Source organism: Chryseobacterium sp. MP_3.2 (assembly GCF_035984805.1).
Taxonomy (GTDB): domain Bacteria; phylum Bacteroidota; class Bacteroidia; order Flavobacteriales; family Weeksellaceae; genus Kaistella.
The window spans coordinates 113,502-129,747 of sequence record NZ_JAXCHW010000003.1; the positions used below are offsets into that span (position 1 = coordinate 113,502).

Below are 16,246 nucleotides of genomic sequence, written 5' to 3' on the forward strand. Positions count from 1 at the left end.
ATTACAAATTTTTCTGATCAGTGCCATCATCTAAAGGATCATCTAAAGGAGCGTTTGCTACGTCATCGTAATGCCTCTTGGACCGGGAGAACACGTACCACACAATACCTACAAAAAGGAGCAGAAAAAATAACATGGCTAATGTTTGGTAAAAACCAACATTACTTCCATTTGATAAAATATCTTTTACACTTTGCGGTATCATACGTTTTTCTTTTGCGGATTAATTTGTACTGGCAGTTTTAATTTCTGTTGTTTTAATATCCGTACCTAAACGTTGCAAGTAAGCAATTAAAGCAATAATCTCTTTTTTCTCTAATGGAACAAAGTTTTCACCATCTCTCGCTTTCCTTTCTGCGTAAGCTTGTTTCACATCAGCTGCTTCTGCGTAAATATCTTTTACAATTGCGCTTGCCTGATTATCTGCCCAAACATCTGCAGAGTCCACCTGAGCTTGTGTGTAGGGAACATCAAAAACATTTTTCATGAGTTTGATTTTATCTACCATTTGGCTTCTGTCTAAATCTCTTGAGATTAACCAAGGATATCTTGGCATAATAGATCCGGCGGAAGTAACTCTAGGATTCAGCATGTGCTTGTAATGCCATGAACTTGGGTTTTTACCTCCTTCTCTATGCAAATCTGGTCCTGTTCTTTTCGATCCCCAAAGGAATGGTCTATCATAAATAAACTCTCCTGCTTTGGAATACTGTCCATTTTTACCGTTAAATCGAACCACTTCATCCCGGAAAGGTCTAATCATTTGAGAGTGACAAGAGTTACATCCTTCTCTAATGTATAAATCTCTACCTTCTAATTCTAGCGGTGAATAAGGTTTCACTGCTGCTATTGTAGGTACATTTTCTTTAATAGTTAGGGTTGGAATAATCTGTACCATACCTCCAATTGAAACTGCAACGAATGACAAGACCGTTAATAAAAGTGGAGTTCTCTCCAACCAAAGGTGAAATCCTTCTCCTTCTTTTCTTTTCTTTGTAACGTCTGCCAATGGCGGAGCTTCTGCTGGAACTTCTTTCTGGAAAGATCCATTTCGCACCGTTGCTACTACATTCACACACATTAAAATTGCACCTGAAATATAAAGCAATCCACCTACAAATCTCATTTGATAGTAAGGGATAATTGCCGTTACTGTATCTAACCAGTTTTTGTACAATAATGTTCCGTCTGGATTAAATTGTTTCCACATTAACCCTTGTGTAAATCCTGCGATGTACAAAGGAACAGCGTAAAAAATAATTCCTAAAGTTCCTAACCAAAAGTGCCAGTTTGCTAATTTCACAGACCAAATTTTGGTTCTCCACATAATTGGCAGTAAATAATAGATCATACCAAAGGTCATGAAGCCATTCCATCCTAATGCTCCTACGTGAACGTGACCAATTACCCAATCCGTGTAGTGACCAATTTTGTTTAAAGTTTTAGTTGCCAATAATGGACCTTCGAAAGTTGCCATACCATAACAGGTAATTGCCACTACAAAGAATTTCAATACTGGATTTTCTCTCACTTTATCCCAGGCTCCTCTTAAAGTTAATAAACCATTAAGCATTCCACCCCAAGATGGTGCGATTAGCATGATGGAGAAACCTGTTGCTAAAGCTTGAGCCCAACCTGGAATTGCAGTGTACTGCAAGTGGTGTGGTCCCGCCCAAATATAAACGAAGATCAAAGACCAAAAGTGAATAATTGATAATTTATAAGAAAATACTGGACGATTAGCCGCTTTTGGTAGGAAATAATACATCAGACCAAGAACAGGTGTTGTTAAAACAAATGCTACTGCATTATGTCCATACCACCATTGAACCAAAGCATCTTTAACACCAGCGTAAGCGGAGTAAGATTTCCACCCAGTAAATGTTAACGGAACTTCTAAATTGTTGAAAATGTGTAACATTGCGATAGCAACCCAAGTTCCAAGGTAGAACCAAATAGCTACGTACAAATGCCGAACTCTTCTAATCGCAATAGTCCCGATCATATTGATTCCGAAAATAACCCAAATCACCGTGATTAAAATATCAATTGGCCATTCATGTTCTGCGTATTCTTTGGAAGTGTTTATTCCCATTAAGAAGGTAATCACCACCGCTATAATCATTAATTGCCATCCCCAGAAGTGAATCCAAGAAAGGGTGTCGCTGTACATTCTGGTTTTTAAGAGTCTCTGCAAGGAGTAATAGGCTCCTGCAAAAAATCCGTTACATACAAATGCGAAAATTACCGCACTGGTGTGCAGCATTCTGATTCGGCCAAAACCAAAAGCACCATGTGTATTTATTAAACCCTGCAGATTACCACTCTGCAAACTTGCAATAGTAGCATCATCTGTCCCGAAAAGATATTCCGGAAGCTCAGGGTAAAACATCAATAATGCTGCAGTAAGTCCTAATAAAAAACCGATAAGTCCGAAAACTACGGTTGCATAAAGAAATGCACGCACGATATTGTTGTCATAACTAAATTTTTGTGTCTCCATATTACTTATCACTTTTAACTTCTTTATTTTCTTCTAAAATTTCTTTGGTTTGCGGTTGATCTTTTATGATTTCTGAGTCTAAAAGTATCCGTACCGCCGGGGATTCATCATCTTCAAATTGTCCGTTTCTCGCACTTATTATAAAAATGACTAAAAAAACTGCAGCTAATAAAACGCTACACAAAATCATTAAGTATAATATATCCATGAGAATGCAAATTTACCAAATCAGAGCACCAAATTTACTTAAAATTTATGATATTCATCACCTATTGTTAAATTCAGTTAATTTAAATTATTTCTAAATAAGGCCTTTATTTCTAGGTATTCAGTTTAAAATATTTCATGCTTCGCCACCAAGTTGCTATTGAGGTGAAGGCGACCACCGTAATGGAACTTATCGGCATTAAAATCGCAGCAAAAAGCGGAGACATGTGTCCCGTCACGGCAAATCCTAAACCTATGATGTTGTACATAAAACTAATCCCAAAAGTGAGTTTTACAATGGTCATGGCATCCTTGCTGAATTTGATATAATGATCAAAATCCACCAATTTATCTCCAGCCATAATGACATCTGAAGAAGGGGTGAAAGAGTTCGTGTCGTCTGCAATCGCGATTCCTACATTGCTCTGTTTCAGTGCTCCAGCATCATTTAATCCATCTCCGAACATGGCAACTTTTTCCTTCTGATCCTGTAAGTTTTTAATGTAGTTCAGTTTATCCTCTGGACTTTGGTTAAAGGCCATTCCGGTTGCGGATGGAATCATTTTCCGCAAAATATCTTCTTCGGAAGAATTGTCTCCACTCAAAATGTGAACCTTATATCCATCAAGCGTTTTAAATAGAGAATTTAAATCTTCGCGGTATTCATTTTTAAAAGAGAATTTCCCTAGAAATTTTTCATTACTGCTAATATATACGGCAGTTTCCAGGTTTTTGGACTGCTCTCCGACCATTTTGGCCGATCCAATTTTGTAGGTTGTTCCACGAATATTTGCCAAATAACCTTTCCCGGGAATTTCGATAAAATTTTCAACTGGAAACTGCTCGTCATTAATTTTGATGAATTGATATAATGATTTCGACAAAGGATGATTTGAGTTCTTTAATAGATTTTTAATATTTTTTAAATCAAAATCTGCAATTTCAGCACCTTCATAAGTGATATTTGACTTTTTATGATGCGTAATAGTTCCCGTTTTGTCAAAGACCAAAGTGTCAATCTTAGAAATTTTCTCGATGGTCAATGTGTCTTTTACGTAAAATTTATTGCGACCCAAAATCCGCATTACGTGACCGAATGTGAAGGGTGCAGATAATGCCAACGCGCACGGACAAGCAATAATCAAAATGGCAGCAACCACTTGAAACATCTTTTCAAAATCTATTCTTCCCCAATAAATTCCGGCGATTAAAGTTATTCCTAGAATGATAAAGGTGAAATATTTGGAAATTTCATTGGTTAAGGTATCGAGACCTGTTTCATGTTTTTTAAAAGCTTCTTTGTTCCAAAGTTGAGTCAGATAACTTTGATTTACAGTTTTAATCACTTCCAATTCCAGCGCTGACCCCAGTTGTTTGCCACCCGCAAATATTTTATCTCCCGGTTTTTTCGGGATAGAGGCGCTTTCGCCCGTAATAAAACTGTTGTCTATATTTCCTTCACCATTGATTAAGACGGCATCTACAGGAATGATTTCTTGATTACGAACCATTATTCGATCGCCAATATTTAAATCAGAAAGTAAAATATTATCTTGTTTACCATCGAAATCTACTTTTGTAACTGCGATCGGATAGAATGACTTGTAATCTCTGTCGTACGCCAATGCACTATACGTACGTTTTTGGAAAAGTTTACCCATCAACATGAAGAATAAAAGACCACACAAGGTGTCAAAATATCCTCCACCGTAATCGGTCAAGATTTCGTAAATACTTCGACCATAAAGCATTAAAATTCCTAAAACGATGGGGACGTCAATATTTACAATTTTGTTTTTCAGTCCGTACCAAGCTGATGTAAAATAATCTGAAGCGGAATAAAACACCACAGGAGTGGCCAATAAAAACATAATAAACCTGAAAAGATGCTTGTAATTCTCCCAGTAATAATCGCTGGTTCCCATTAAATCCGCCGCATATTCTGGATAGGAAAAAAACATCCCGTTTCCGAAAGAAAATCCAGCAATCGCCAGTTTTACAATTAAAGTTTTGTCCAAAAACTCTTCTTTTTTATCTGCAGTTTCTAAATTGATAACAGGTTTATATCCTAAATTCATGAGGAATTTTGCAAGTTCACTTAACTTTAACTCATTGTGATTAAAGGAAATTTGAACATTTTTTCGCGTGAAATTGACCTGTGAATAATTAATGTTCTTATTGAGTGTATGGAGACTTTCTAATAGCCAGATACAAGAAGAACAGTGAATCACGGGTATTTTGAAGGTAACAAGACTCGTATTGCCTTCCGAAAAATCGGTTACTTTATTGAAGATTTCTGGCGTATCCAAATAATCATACTGCGAAGTATTGTCCACATTTGGCCGAATCCCCGCCTGTTTATTAAGCTCGTAAAAATCACCTAAATTATTAAAGTGTAAAATTTCAAAAACCGATTTACAGCCATTGCAACAAAAAACTTTCTCCTCAAAGGAGATCCGCTCTAGGACAATTGGTTGTCCGCAATGAAAACAGTTTTCTGACACTTTACTCATAATTCAACATGCAAAATTATGACAAATAAACTTGTGTTTAGGGTTCAAATATTCTATTTTTGCTGATAAATGTCATTACAATGTCCTTAGAAAAACAAAACCTGATCGAAGAAAATTTACAGAAAGTGTTCAATGAAGATTTTTTTCGTGAAGCGCTTCCCGAAGTAGATTTTCAAAAATATATGGCTGCAAAACAGCATTTGAAATTTCATAAAGGGGAAACTATTTTCGAGGATGGTGACACTCCAAAAGGGGTGTATTTTGTTCAAAAAGGAACAGCGAAACTTTCTAAACAAGGCGTTTATGGAAAAGAACAAATTCTTAGATTCATCAGAGAAGGAGATTTAATTGGATATCGATCGTTGCTTTGTGGAGAGAATTTACAGGCGAAAGCAGAAGCCATGACGGAATTGGAAACTACTTTTTTACCCTCTGACTTATTTTTGCATTTATTGGAAATTGTGCCGAAATTATCCTTCGTAATGTTACAGAAAATAGCTTTCGAATTGGGAGAATCTTCTAATACTGTGACTTTTCTGGCACAAAAAACAGTTCGCGAGCGTTTAGCCGAGATTTTATTACTTCTGGAACAAAAGTTAGGAACTGATCCTGAAGGTTTTATCAAAATATCTTTGACCAGGGAAGAGATCGCCAACATCATTGGAACCGCTACAGAAAGTGCAATTCGCTTAATTTCTGAATTTAAGCAAGACGAATTGATTGAAGTAGAAGGGAGGAATATTAAAATATTAAACCGCGATAAACTCATAAAGTTAGGTCACGTTATCATGTAACATGCTCATTTGAAAATGTGCTAGAATTAAGCCATTATCATATTTTCTCAGCATCACATTATAAAATCTAATAATCACCACATCACCAAATTATGTCTGTACATTTTGAGATAAAAAAAATCACCACAGAAACTTTGCGAAAAATGAAATTCGACAAAGAGAAAATCACCATGCTTACTGCTTATGATTTTACGACAGCAAAAATGGTGGATGCAGGTGGGATTGACGCCATTTTAGTAGGTGATTCTGCCTCTAATGTGATGGCGGGATTTGAAACAACTTTGCCCATTACTTTGGACCATATGATTTACCATGCTCAATGTGTAGTTCGTGGGGTGGAGCGCGCTTTAGTGGTAGTAGATTTACCTTTCGGAAGTTACCAAAGTAATTCTGAAAAGGCTTTAGAATCTGCGGTGCGAATTATGAAAGAGTCTCAAGCACACGCCATTAAACTTGAAGGTGGAAGTGAGGTAGAAGATTCTATTAAAAAAATTGTGAATGCTGGAATTCCTGTAATGGGCCATTTGGGATTAACCCCACAATCCATCTATCAGTTTGGAACGTATAAAGTTCGGGCCAAAGAAGAAGATGAAGCAGACAAGTTATTAAAAGACGCAAAACTTTTAGAAGAATTAGGCTGTTTTGCAATTGTGCTGGAGAAGATTCCCGCAAAATTGGCAAAAATGGTTTCCGAAAATATATCTATTCCGACCATCGGAATTGGTGCGGGTGCAGATTGCGATGGGCAGGTTTTGGTTTATCACGATATGGTGGGAATGAACAAAGATTTCTCCCCTAAATTTTTAAGAAGATATCTTGATTTATATTCGGAAATTACGGGTGCCGTTTCCCAATATGTAAAGGATGTAAAATCCGCAGAATTTCCCAATGACCAAGAAAGTTATTAAATTTCCTTTTAATCCTCGCACTTTTTTTTTGTATTCAGCTAACTTTTAAATCAAATTCTAGCTTGGCTTTTTACCCAGAAAAATAAAATAAAAAATATGAAAACCAATACCTCTACAATCCAAGGAGTACTCTCCATCGCCGCATTAATTTGCTTGGTGGCAGGATTCTTTAAAATCTTCTCCCCAGAAATTAATGAATTTCTGTACAACCGATTATTTTACCTTTTAATTGGGATGAGCTTCTTTTTTCAAGCGCCTACCTTATCCAACAGAAACTTTCTTTATCCGATGTACGCCGCAGCTGCTTTATGTGTAGTGGGTGCTTTTATGCGTCAAGATTCCCAATTGGAAATGATTAAAACGATTGGTCTTTTTGCAGGGGTAATTCTCTCTATTGTAGGGAAACCAAAAATTACGCGATCGTAACTTTTTTAGAAAATACGCGCTAGTACTTTCCTTCAGCCAAAATCTTTTCGAAGTAATTCACTAACAAAACGCGTTCTGCCTTGGTCAGGTTCGCTTGTGGGTGTTGGGCAATATAACCGGCCATTGGCATAGAATAATCTTTGATGGTGCTTGCAGAGTTTTTCAGCATTCCTTTTTGTAGATCTTTATTTAATGCTCCCCATTCGGAAAAGTTTAAATATTTTCTCCCTTCATTCACATGGTTTTTTATGGACCAAGAAATAGGTGCAACATAGGCATAATCTGGATAAACAGTTTCATTACTGTGACAATCATAACAAGCCTTTCTTAAGATTTGCTGCACATTGGTCGGCGTATTTAAAACCCGCACGAAATCAACTTTCTGATCCACGGGTTTATTAATTCTATCCACTGGAATAAACTGGATCAAGGCGGTCACAATTAGAAACCAATAGACAATTTTAGTAAATATTTTCACTATTTATTTTCTGAAGATGGTGGCTGAATTGGAGTTTTTGAACCTACTGATTGCGCTGGAACGAGTTCGGTTGAAGGCGTAATAATCTCTGGTGTTAAATTCCAAGTTTCCCTAATTTCCCAGAGCGGTCTTACTTCAATTAATTTATCAAACAGATAGACCTGTTCCGCGAAAGAACCCTGCGCGAAATCAGCTCCGTCCCAAACACCGTTTTCGTTTTCATCCACCAATATTCTGAGCCTGTACTTTCCAGGTTTTAAAGAAGTGAAAGTAAGCGGATTATCCATTCCATAGCGGGAGTAAACCACGCTATTGCTTTCACTTAAAAACTGCACCCAAAATTTCTGAGTCGGCGGATTTTCTAAGGTGAGGAGTAGAGAACCGTAGTTTTCTATTTTATCTGCTTCAAAATCAAAACGATAAGATTTAGTAATCATCTCATAAAAGGAAGAGACACTCTCTTTCTGAACCGTGAGCGAATATTTTTTTCCTTCTTTAAAATCACTTTTTACGCGAACCTCAAATGGATTGTCGGTATTAATTTCTGCGGTGAAATCCTGACGAATACTGTCTGAAATCAAAGTCCAGTTTTGCGTATCAATCTTATCTACAAAGTAATTGGAAGTAATTATAAAGTCTTTGTTTGGCGCGAGCAAATTTCCTTTCGTATTAGAAATTGACATTTCATTTTTTACATTGTAGCGGTAAAAGACAGAAACGGTATCTTGTTTAAAACCGTCATCGTAGCTCAATTTAATATTATCGCTACCCGTGATTCCTAAGTTTTGCTTTTTCGCATCAAACCATACGTAGACAGAATCAGATTTTGGCTGTTGCGTTACTTTGTAATCTTGCAGTTTATCCGTAACAGAAAGCACTTTTACCGCCCCTGGATTTCCCTCAAAAGTCATGAGAATTCCACCTGGAACTTCCGCCATTTCTAAGTATTTGGTGGGCTTTCTAGAAGGGTACAAGTTTAAATTTAAACCAGAAATACTTTTGTCCAGCGTTATTTTTTCTTTTTGAAAGGCAACATTTTCCTTTCCATTATCATACACCGAATTGGAATTGCTGTCTTCGAAAGCTACAATTCTATAATCCCCCGGCGACAAATAATTCAGTTCAAAATAGCCATCAGGGTCAGCTTTTGTAATATAATAAGGCTTTTGCCGGTAATCCATGGAATCTTTTTCCTGATACAGTCCGACGACCACCTTGGAATCTTCTGATTGATTTTTGGAACTACTTAAGAAATCTTTCACTTCCCCACTGATGTAGAAGTCATCAATTTTTTCGCCCGTAGAAAAAGCAAAGTTGTAGTATTGCAAAGGATTTGCCTCATTGTTATCTACAATTGCATTTCCAAAATTAAAATTATAAGTCTTATTGGCTTGTAAAGTATCTTCCCATTTGATAAGCAAAAATTTATTAGGAATCCCCGAAGGAAGAATTTTTGTCATTTTTTGCAACGGTGGCGAAATAATAAGTTGCTTATTGATTTCTCGCAGGTTGATATACTCATCAAAATCAATGCGCAGTTCCCTGATATTTCTGGAGACATTCACACGGGAACTGTCTATGTTGCTTCCGATCACCGTGGGTGGAATAGTGTCTTTATCTCCACCGACAGGCGAACCAACCCTTGCACAGGAAAATAGAAGTACGGTAAAAAGGAAAAGCAGAAAAAGCTTCTTCATTAAAAATATTTAGACAAAATTACTAAAAATTATTCGCTGTAGGCATCATTACCTTCTTTCAGGGTGTCTTTTGCTCCAGAATTTGTCAGGGGATCACTCTGATTCATTTCTTTGTTAAATTTTTCAATTTCAGAGGGGAAATTTTCAAAAAGACCAGATAAAGCTAAAGCAGAATAGACACGTCGGGAATATTTATTACCAATCGCAATAATGGTTACATTTGATTTTAAAAGATGCGCAAAAACTGAATTCGTTCCGTGCCACCATCCATTATGATAGGTTAGTTTTTCTCCATTATCAAAAATTTTCATGCGGAAACCGAGTCCATAATTATTCACGCCAGGTCTTTCATTAGAATAGGGCTGAAAAATTTGGTCATGTAAATCTAAAGGCAAAAAGTTTTTAGCATACATCGCTTTGGAAAAATTTAATAAATCGCGGGGTGTGGTGTAGACGTTTTTGTCGCCCACAATTAAATCTAAGCGATCATAGGGATATACTCTGGGACCTTGCTGATAAAAAGATTTCGCTGCCCTTTCCAGATCTTTTTCTTGAAGAATGAAGGAATTTTTCATTTTTAAAGGTTTGAAAATCATTTGATTCATTGCTTTTGGGAAAGGAGTTTTGGTCACTTTTTCGATGAGCAAAGCCAAAAGTGCATAGTTAGTGTTGCAGTACATAAAACCCGTATCAGTCTCTCGGGAAAGTTCTGGTTTGTAACGAATTAAGAGATTTAAAATATCCTGATTAGTCAAGTATTCCTTAGAAAGTTCGGCGGGAGCAGGTTTAATTTTCTCGATGACGTACTCATATTTTGGCAATCCGCTTCTTTGTGATAGTAAAGTGAAAACGGTGACTTTCGGATAGGGAAAACCGGGAAAATATTGAGTTAAATGATCATCCATTTTTATTTTGCCTGCCGCCACCAACTTTAAAGTTGCCATCGCCGTGAGGGATTTAGAAATGGAAGCTACATGCAGCGCGATGGTATCATTAATCGGTTCTTGATTTTGATCTTGTGCATAACCAGAATAGCCTTCATATAATATTTTATCACCTTTCGCGACTAAAAATCCACCCCATAATCCTCCTTTTTCCCAGACGTTTTTATAGTAATTGTCCAGCACAGCAACCAAAGAATCTTTATTCTCCAGCTTATTTTCTTTCCGATGGAAAATATTATCTAAATCTACGTTGCCAAAGTTGGGAAGAGTGGTTGTTGCAGTCTCATCTGAGGATCCTTTTTCCTTGGAACAGGAACTAAAGGCGAAGAGTACTACAAGGGAAAAATAAAAACACTTTAAAAAATTCATTCTACATTTTTTCAACTAAAGTCCCCGCAATATAAGTGATTTTAGAAATAAATAAGTAGAACTACAATCATAAACATTTGTTAAGATTGAGAAAAGGCGGCTAAAATTTTGTCTACGATGACTTGGGCTAACTTTTCTTTGCTTTGAACCGTCCACCCTGCGATGTGTGGCGTGACGACTGTTTTCTCGGAGTGTAAAAGATAACGCAAATCTTCATTTTCTGTCTCCAGCTTTTCGAAGGAAGCTTTTTCATATTCTAATACATCTAAACAAGCGCCTTTTACCTTACCCTTTTTTAACCCATTCACTAAAGCTGAAGTATCCACATTTTTGCCGCGTGCGGTATTGATAAAATAGAAATCTTTTTTCATTTCCGCTATAAATTCTGCATTGATGAGATGATGTGTTTCTGCGGTGATGGGCAGATGTAAACTTAAAATATCGGCTTCTTTTTTTAATATTTCCAAAGAAACCTGTGTTCCAAATTCATCTGATAAATTTGGTTTGATATCGTGAAATAATACTTTCACACCGAAACCACATAATCGTTTCGCTACAGCTCTGCCCATATTCCCATATCCTATGATTCCAAAAGTTTTACCCAAAAGTTCATCTCCCCGATTTTCCTCACGTTTCCAGATTCCATTTTTCACTTCGTGGGAAGCAATGAAAAGTCGGTGCAATAAAATGAGGAGCATTCCCACCACATGTTCAGCGACGGAATCTCGGTTTCCTTCGGGAGAACTGATTAAAGTGATTCCCAGTTTTTCTGCGGCTTCACCGTCAATGTTTTCCATTCCGGCTCCGACTCGCGCGATAAATTTTAGATTTTTTGCGTGGGTCAATAAATTTTGATCCAAAGGAATTCTACTCCTAATGATAATGCCTTGGTACTCGTGAATTTTTTCTAGAACTTCTTGATAAGTAGAAGTGAAATCTTCTTCTATTAAAAACCTGTTTGCAGACAATTGGTCTCTAAGTAAAGAGTGGTTTTTATCTAAAAGGAGGATTTTCATATAAATATTAATGTAGAAAACTGAAATTTTTAGCTACCGAATAATTTTTTCAATTCAATGGAATCTGCGGCTTTCATTCTTCCGGACAATATAAGAGAAAGTTCTTTTCTTCTTAGTGCGGCATCAAATCTTACTTTTTCCAAATCAGTTTCTGGAATCATTTCTGGAATTGGTATCGGACGGTTAAATTCATCTACGGCTACGAAGGTGTAAATTCCTTCATTCGTGTGAATTTTTTTCTGATTGATGGGATCATCTAACCAAACGTCTACATAAATTTCCATTGAAGTAGAAAAAGCTCGGGAAACTTTGGATTCTAAAACCACAATCCCCCCTTCAGGGATAGGATGGTTAAATGAAACATGATTGACAGAAGCAGTTACCACACGTCTTTCACAATGTCTGGCTGCAGAAATTGAGGCGCAACGATCCATTTTTGCCAAAAGTTCTCCACCGAAAAGATTGCGCAAAGAGTTGGTTTCGTTTGGTAAAACGATGTTGGTCATTATCGTTAGGGATTCTGCTGATTTTTTAGCATTTTTCATGTTGAGAGTTACTATTTTTTAGGAGTGCTTTTAAGGGGAATTGAAACCGACTGTAAGGAATCTATTCTCGTGGAATCTAAATTTTTCGCCGATAGGCTTACAGAATCTTGCAGGGCAAGGAGTGTTTTTTCAATTGCAGCGGTATTCGTTTTTTGAGGTACTGGTTTCTCTTCGCGCAAATTTTGAAAAGATTTTTTGCTAAATAGTGTTTCTGGCTGTGTAATTCCAAAATAGGTGAGGGCAGAAATTCCGGCGAAGAGCAAAATAATCCACCAGATAGAAGAAGAAAATCGATATTCTTCTTTCTCTTCTTTTTTCGAAGTAGATTTTCTGGTTTTTTTAATTTCAGCAAGATTGATTTCTTCTAATCCGTAAAAATCAGGGGAGGAATTTTCTACTTTTTTCCCTGTGAAATGCAAGGTGCTTTCTGAAAGGTAAAATGACCCCACATTCTCTAGCGTAACTTCTTTTTCTTTTTCTAAAGTCGTATTCCAAAATGTAACCTGCTTGTCGATCTCCACTTGTGCTTCGGCCAAAGAAATGTTCTTTTGTTGGCTAATAAATTGTAGAAATCCATCTGAGTGATCTTCAGCATTTACATCGAACACAATTTCTTTACCAGGCGGAGAAATACTTTTTATTTCCTGATCTAGAGAAGCGCCGGTGCTCTTAAGCAGAAAAGTTCCGAAACCCCGGAAAGAAACTTGACCATTCGCCTTTAAAAATTCGAGAATGAGAGAGAAAAAATTCATAGGCCACAAATTTATGTTTTTTACGGGATTTAATCAAAACAAAAAAAGACTGCCAAAAAGCAGTCCTAAATCAAATGTGTGTGGAATCTCTATTTTACAAATTTTACTATTTCTTGGGAAGCTCCGTTAGTAATTTTCACTAAGTAAGTGCCTGTTTTAGTTACGTTTAAATCAATTGCGTTTCCAGTAGCAACTGCTTTGAAAGATCTAATTAATTTTCCGCTCATCTCATAAACCTCTAGAGCGATATCTCCTTTTAAGGAGGTACGAAGTTGACCATTTACTACGAATGAACTCTTATTAGCATTAGATAAATTAGTTGTTGCTAATGTAATCGTAGAGTAACCCGTTGCGTGAGCTGGATCAGTAATATTGAAACCAGGAGAACCGCCTGCAGGATTTTGATAGTAACCGCCCGACCCGTCTGGAGAGTTATAGATAAATTTAAAATTGTTGATGGTAGTTCCAGGAGGGAATTGTGTTGATAAATCTACAGAAACAGAGAACGTACCGTTTCCGTTGTCAGTCAGGGCTTTACCCGGCCAGTTTCCTAAAATTTGTACCGTTGCTGGTGACATTGGAGTGGTATCTGTTGGTTCTGCATAAGCATACAAATTTACCGGAGACGAACCCCAATCAGCTCCAGGAATTGGAGTCGTTAATGTGATTGTGTTACCTGCTCTGGTAACAGTTATTTGCGCGTTTAGCATGAAACTACATACCAGCAATGCAAAAGAAAATAATAATTTTTTCATAATGATTTTGTTTATAAATTAGAGGGCAAAAATACCTCAATTTTTCATATAAATGGTGATTCTTTAAAAAATATGCGAATTCCTAATGGATTTCCAATATTTATTATTGAAACTTAAAACTTACTCCAAACATGAAATTTGTTCCTGCCTGGGCGAAATAATACGGAGCTGCCTCTACTACGAAACCATTGTTCACATATTTTTTATCGAAAATATTGTTCACAAGAAGCCTGAAATCAATTTCTGTTCTTTTTAGTTGAAGCTTATATTGAGCGCTAAAATCAGTCAGAAAGTAGTCGTCTAAAAGTAGATTTTCATTCTGCGTGTTATCCAAGTATTGATTGCCGACGTATTGGTTTTGTAAACCGAGACTAAAATTTTTCGTCGGCTGATAATTGAGCAATAGATTTGCAATGGTTTTGGGCGAGAAGGCAATTTCTTTTTTACCAAGATTTTCAATGCTTGCCGAAGTTTTGTTCTGAAAATCCCGGTTTTTGTTTTCACTTAAGGTTAAATTTCCAGACAAATTGAATTGAGAAGATAATTTTGCCAGAATTCCCAGTTCAGTTCCCATTCTGTAGCTGTCTGAATTCACCCGAATAAATTCTCCAATATCATTAATTTGACCATTTAAAACCAATTGATTCACATAATTCATGTAGTATAAATTAGCGGTAAGGGAAACTGGACCTAGCGTTTTTTCCATTCCTGCTTCGAAATCGTAGAGTTTTTCCGCTTCGGTTTCAGGATTGGCAAAAAGATCATCTCTATTCGGTTCACGTTGCGCTACTGCAGCTGAAATGAATAATTTTCCCGCCGGAATTTTATAATTGATTCCCGCTTTTGGATTAAAAAATACCCAATGTTTGCTCAAGTCAAAACCTTCATTATCACCTTGCACAATGATTTTGGTATCATAAGCAATCGACCGCAACTGCAAATCACCGAAAAATTCGAAGCGGTCTTTAGTAAGCAAAATCTTCGCGAATCCGGCAACTTCATTTTTAGTTCCCTCATTTCGATAGTATTCATGCTCGAAAATTTCTGGAATGAACACGCCAGAAACATTTCCGAAATGTTGTCCTTTATATTGATTAGCAACAAGACCAAAATTATAATCTGCGCTATCAAAATTTCCCGAAAAATTGGAAACCGCGCCATAAAAATCATTGTCTAACCATTTTTTCCGTATGAAATCTGTTCGTTTTATCACTTGATTATCAACGATTAAGTTTGGTAAACTATATTTAGAAAATTTTGCATCTTGTTTGTAATTTTCATAATACCCTTTCCCTTTAGTGTAATGAAAAGTGGTTTCTAAATTCCAGCGAGTGCTCAAATTTTGACTCCATAATAATTGAAAATGATTCTGCTTATAATTATCGGTTTCATTATCATAAAAGCCGATAATGTTTTCCCAGTTAGAATCATAGATTGCGCCAGAATAATTAAATTTCGGATTGGTTTCCCACGTCGCTTGATCTACGCCATTCCAGGCTTGGTAGGTTTTTTCTTTTCCCCCAAATGCCATTAATCTAATTTTTGTTTTATTTTCTTCAAAGAGGGCCGTGAGATTATAGGAATTTAAATCAGAAAACGCGCGATCAATGTAACCATCTGAATGAATTTTGGAATATCTTCCCATTACGCTTAAGCGATTTTTCCAAAATTTTCCAGATCCAATTTCTGCGGCATATTTATAGGTATCAAAGGAGCCGTAAGTGTTGTCGGATTTCAGATAAAACTCTTCTTCAGGGTTTTTAGAGATGATATTCACACTTGCCCCAAAGGCTGAAACGCCATTCGTAGAAGTTCCCACACCGCGCTGAATAACGATCTGAGAAGCAGAGCTTGTAAGATCCGGCACATTCACAAAAAAAGTTCCCTGTGATTCAGAATCATTGTAAGGCACGCCGTTCAGCATCACATTAATTCCATTTCCGCCTACGCCCCGAATTCGAAATCCTGTGTACCCAATTCCATTTCCCGCATCCGAAGTAGAGAGTACAGAGATTTGATTTTTAAGCAAAATGGGCAGATCTTGTCCTAGATTTTTGGAGCTCAAGTCTTTTTCTACATTTATGATTTCCTTGGAAAAGGGCAATCTTTTTGTAAAATTAACAGACTCAATGGCTTGTGTTAGTAAGGTGTCTTTTGCAATGTTTTGCGCACCTAGAAATGGACTTCCAATAAGTCCTAAAATAATAAATCCTTTCATTCTTTTAACTTTTTTTAAAGATTAATTGAATAAAAGGGGTGATTATGAAAAATTGATATTTGGAACTATGTGAAGATGCTTTTTAAATTTATCAACGCAAATAGTTTCAATCAAAATTTTC

General features: G+C 36.6%; 15 protein-coding genes. 3 read left to right on the forward strand and 12 right to left on the reverse strand.

Features of this window, described 5'->3' with window-relative positions; translation table 11 throughout:
• Position 1 precedes the first annotated feature (1 nt).
• The 4 genes from RCH13_RS06295 to RCH13_RS06310 form a co-directional block, all read right to left on the reverse strand.
• Positions 2–205: a cbb3-type cytochrome oxidase subunit 3 gene (locus RCH13_RS06295; protein WP_326986385.1), complete on the reverse strand. Its 204-nt coding sequence runs from the start codon at positions 203–205 to the stop codon at positions 2–4.
• 18 nt (positions 206–223) lie between these two features.
• Positions 224–2,503, reverse strand: coding sequence for a cytochrome-c oxidase, cbb3-type subunit I (ccoN, locus tag RCH13_RS06300; protein WP_326986386.1), 2,280 nt, complete (start codon positions 2,501–2,503; stop codon positions 224–226).
• A gap of 1 nt (position 2,504) precedes the next feature.
• The gene (gene ccoS / locus RCH13_RS06305) at positions 2,505–2,711 is read right to left on the reverse strand and encodes a cbb3-type cytochrome oxidase assembly protein CcoS (RefSeq protein WP_326986387.1); all 207 of its coding nucleotides are present in this window, start codon (positions 2,709–2,711) and stop codon (positions 2,505–2,507) included.
• A gap of 112 nt (positions 2,712–2,823) precedes the next feature.
• Positions 2,824–5,214: a heavy metal translocating P-type ATPase gene (locus tag RCH13_RS06310; RefSeq protein WP_326986491.1), complete on the reverse strand. Its 2,391-nt coding sequence runs from the start codon at positions 5,212–5,214 to the stop codon at positions 2,824–2,826.
• Positions 5,215–5,303: 89 nt separating this feature from the next.
• Here RCH13_RS06310 and RCH13_RS06315 point away from each other — a divergent pair, with 89 nt between their 5' ends.
• The 3 genes from RCH13_RS06315 to RCH13_RS06325 all read left to right on the forward strand — a co-directional run bounded on the left by RCH13_RS06315 (position 5,304) and on the right by RCH13_RS06325 (position 7,351).
• Positions 5,304–6,017 carry a Crp/Fnr family transcriptional regulator gene (locus tag RCH13_RS06315; RefSeq protein WP_326986388.1) on the forward strand — a complete coding sequence of 238 codons (714 nt, stop codon included), beginning with the start codon at positions 5,304–5,306 and terminating at the stop codon, positions 6,015–6,017.
• Between the two features lie 92 nt (positions 6,018–6,109).
• Entirely contained in the window at positions 6,110–6,925 is an 816-nt protein-coding gene (gene panB / locus RCH13_RS06320; RefSeq protein ID WP_326986389.1) for a 3-methyl-2-oxobutanoate hydroxymethyltransferase, read from the forward strand.
• 96 nt (positions 6,926–7,021) lie between these two features.
• Positions 7,022–7,351 (forward strand): hypothetical protein, encoded by a 330-nt coding sequence (locus tag RCH13_RS06325; RefSeq protein ID WP_326986390.1) that lies wholly within the window; start codon positions 7,022–7,024, stop codon positions 7,349–7,351.
• 19 nt (positions 7,352–7,370) lie between these two features.
• Here RCH13_RS06325 and RCH13_RS06330 read toward each other — a convergent pair whose 3' ends face one another.
• The 8 genes from RCH13_RS06330 to RCH13_RS06365 all read right to left on the reverse strand — a co-directional run bounded on the left by RCH13_RS06330 (position 7,371) and on the right by RCH13_RS06365 (position 16,125).
• Complete coding sequence (locus RCH13_RS06330) at positions 7,371–7,829, reverse strand: heme-binding domain-containing protein (protein ID WP_326986391.1); 459 nt, start codon at positions 7,827–7,829, stop codon at positions 7,371–7,373.
• Positions 7,829–9,526, reverse strand: a complete 1,698-nt coding sequence (locus tag RCH13_RS06335) for an Ig-like domain-containing domain (RefSeq protein ID WP_326986392.1) — start codon at positions 9,524–9,526, stop codon at positions 7,829–7,831. Before RCH13_RS06335 ends, RCH13_RS06330 begins: the two co-directional genes overlap by 1 nt.
• 29 nt (positions 9,527–9,555) lie before the next feature.
• Positions 9,556–10,839: a serine hydrolase domain-containing protein gene (locus tag RCH13_RS06340; protein ID WP_326986393.1), complete on the reverse strand. Its 1,284-nt coding sequence runs from the start codon at positions 10,837–10,839 to the stop codon at positions 9,556–9,558.
• An 80-nt stretch (positions 10,840–10,919) separates the two neighbouring features.
• Positions 10,920–11,855 (reverse strand): 2-hydroxyacid dehydrogenase, encoded by a 936-nt coding sequence (locus RCH13_RS06345; RefSeq protein WP_326986394.1) that lies wholly within the window; start codon positions 11,853–11,855, stop codon positions 10,920–10,922.
• 29 nt (positions 11,856–11,884) lie between these two features.
• Positions 11,885–12,400, reverse strand: coding sequence for an acyl-CoA thioesterase (locus RCH13_RS06350; protein WP_326986395.1), 516 nt, complete (start codon positions 12,398–12,400; stop codon positions 11,885–11,887).
• An 11-nt stretch (positions 12,401–12,411) separates the two neighbouring features.
• Complete coding sequence (locus RCH13_RS06355; protein ID WP_326986396.1) at positions 12,412–13,152, reverse strand: hypothetical protein; 741 nt, start codon at positions 13,150–13,152, stop codon at positions 12,412–12,414.
• Between the two features lie 89 nt (positions 13,153–13,241).
• Positions 13,242–13,907: a T9SS type A sorting domain-containing protein gene (locus RCH13_RS06360; RefSeq protein ID WP_326986397.1), complete on the reverse strand. Its 666-nt coding sequence runs from the start codon at positions 13,905–13,907 to the stop codon at positions 13,242–13,244.
• Between the two features lie 103 nt (positions 13,908–14,010).
• A complete protein-coding gene (locus tag RCH13_RS06365) occupies positions 14,011–16,125 on the reverse strand; it encodes a TonB-dependent receptor (RefSeq protein ID WP_326986398.1) in 2,115 nt (704 codons plus the stop codon).
• Positions 16,126–16,246: the final 121 nt, after the last annotated feature.

Excerpts from the sequence above, each read along its gene's own strand:
- RCH13_RS06295 (WP_326986385.1), bottom strand. The coding sequence starts at position 205 with ATGATACCGCAAAGTGTAAAAGATATTTTATCAAATGGAAGTAATGTT.
- ccoN (WP_326986386.1), bottom strand. The coding sequence starts at position 2,503 with ATGGAGACACAAAAATTTAGTTATGACAACAATATCGTGCGTGCATTT.
- ccoS (WP_326986387.1), bottom strand. The coding sequence starts at position 2,711 with ATGGATATATTATACTTAATGATTTTGTGTAGCGTTTTATTAGCTGCA.
- RCH13_RS06315 (WP_326986388.1), top strand. The coding sequence starts at position 5,304 with ATGTCCTTAGAAAAACAAAACCTGATCGAAGAAAATTTACAGAAAGTG.
- panB (WP_326986389.1), top strand. The coding sequence starts at position 6,110 with ATGTCTGTACATTTTGAGATAAAAAAAATCACCACAGAAACTTTGCGA.
- RCH13_RS06325 (WP_326986390.1), top strand. The coding sequence starts at position 7,022 with ATGAAAACCAATACCTCTACAATCCAAGGAGTACTCTCCATCGCCGCA.
- RCH13_RS06335 (WP_326986392.1), bottom strand. The coding sequence starts at position 9,526 with ATGAAGAAGCTTTTTCTGCTTTTCCTTTTTACCGTACTTCTATTTTCC.
- RCH13_RS06340 (WP_326986393.1), bottom strand. The coding sequence starts at position 10,839 with ATGAATTTTTTAAAGTGTTTTTATTTTTCCCTTGTAGTACTCTTCGCC.
- RCH13_RS06345 (WP_326986394.1), bottom strand. The coding sequence starts at position 11,855 with ATGAAAATCCTCCTTTTAGATAAAAACCACTCTTTACTTAGAGACCAA.
- RCH13_RS06350 (WP_326986395.1), bottom strand. The coding sequence starts at position 12,400 with ATGAAAAATGCTAAAAAATCAGCAGAATCCCTAACGATAATGACCAAC.
- RCH13_RS06355 (WP_326986396.1), bottom strand. The coding sequence starts at position 13,152 with ATGAATTTTTTCTCTCTCATTCTCGAATTTTTAAAGGCGAATGGTCAA.
- RCH13_RS06360 (WP_326986397.1), bottom strand. The coding sequence starts at position 13,907 with ATGAAAAAATTATTATTTTCTTTTGCATTGCTGGTATGTAGTTTCATG.
- RCH13_RS06365 (WP_326986398.1), bottom strand. The coding sequence starts at position 16,125 with ATGAAAGGATTTATTATTTTAGGACTTATTGGAAGTCCATTTCTAGGT.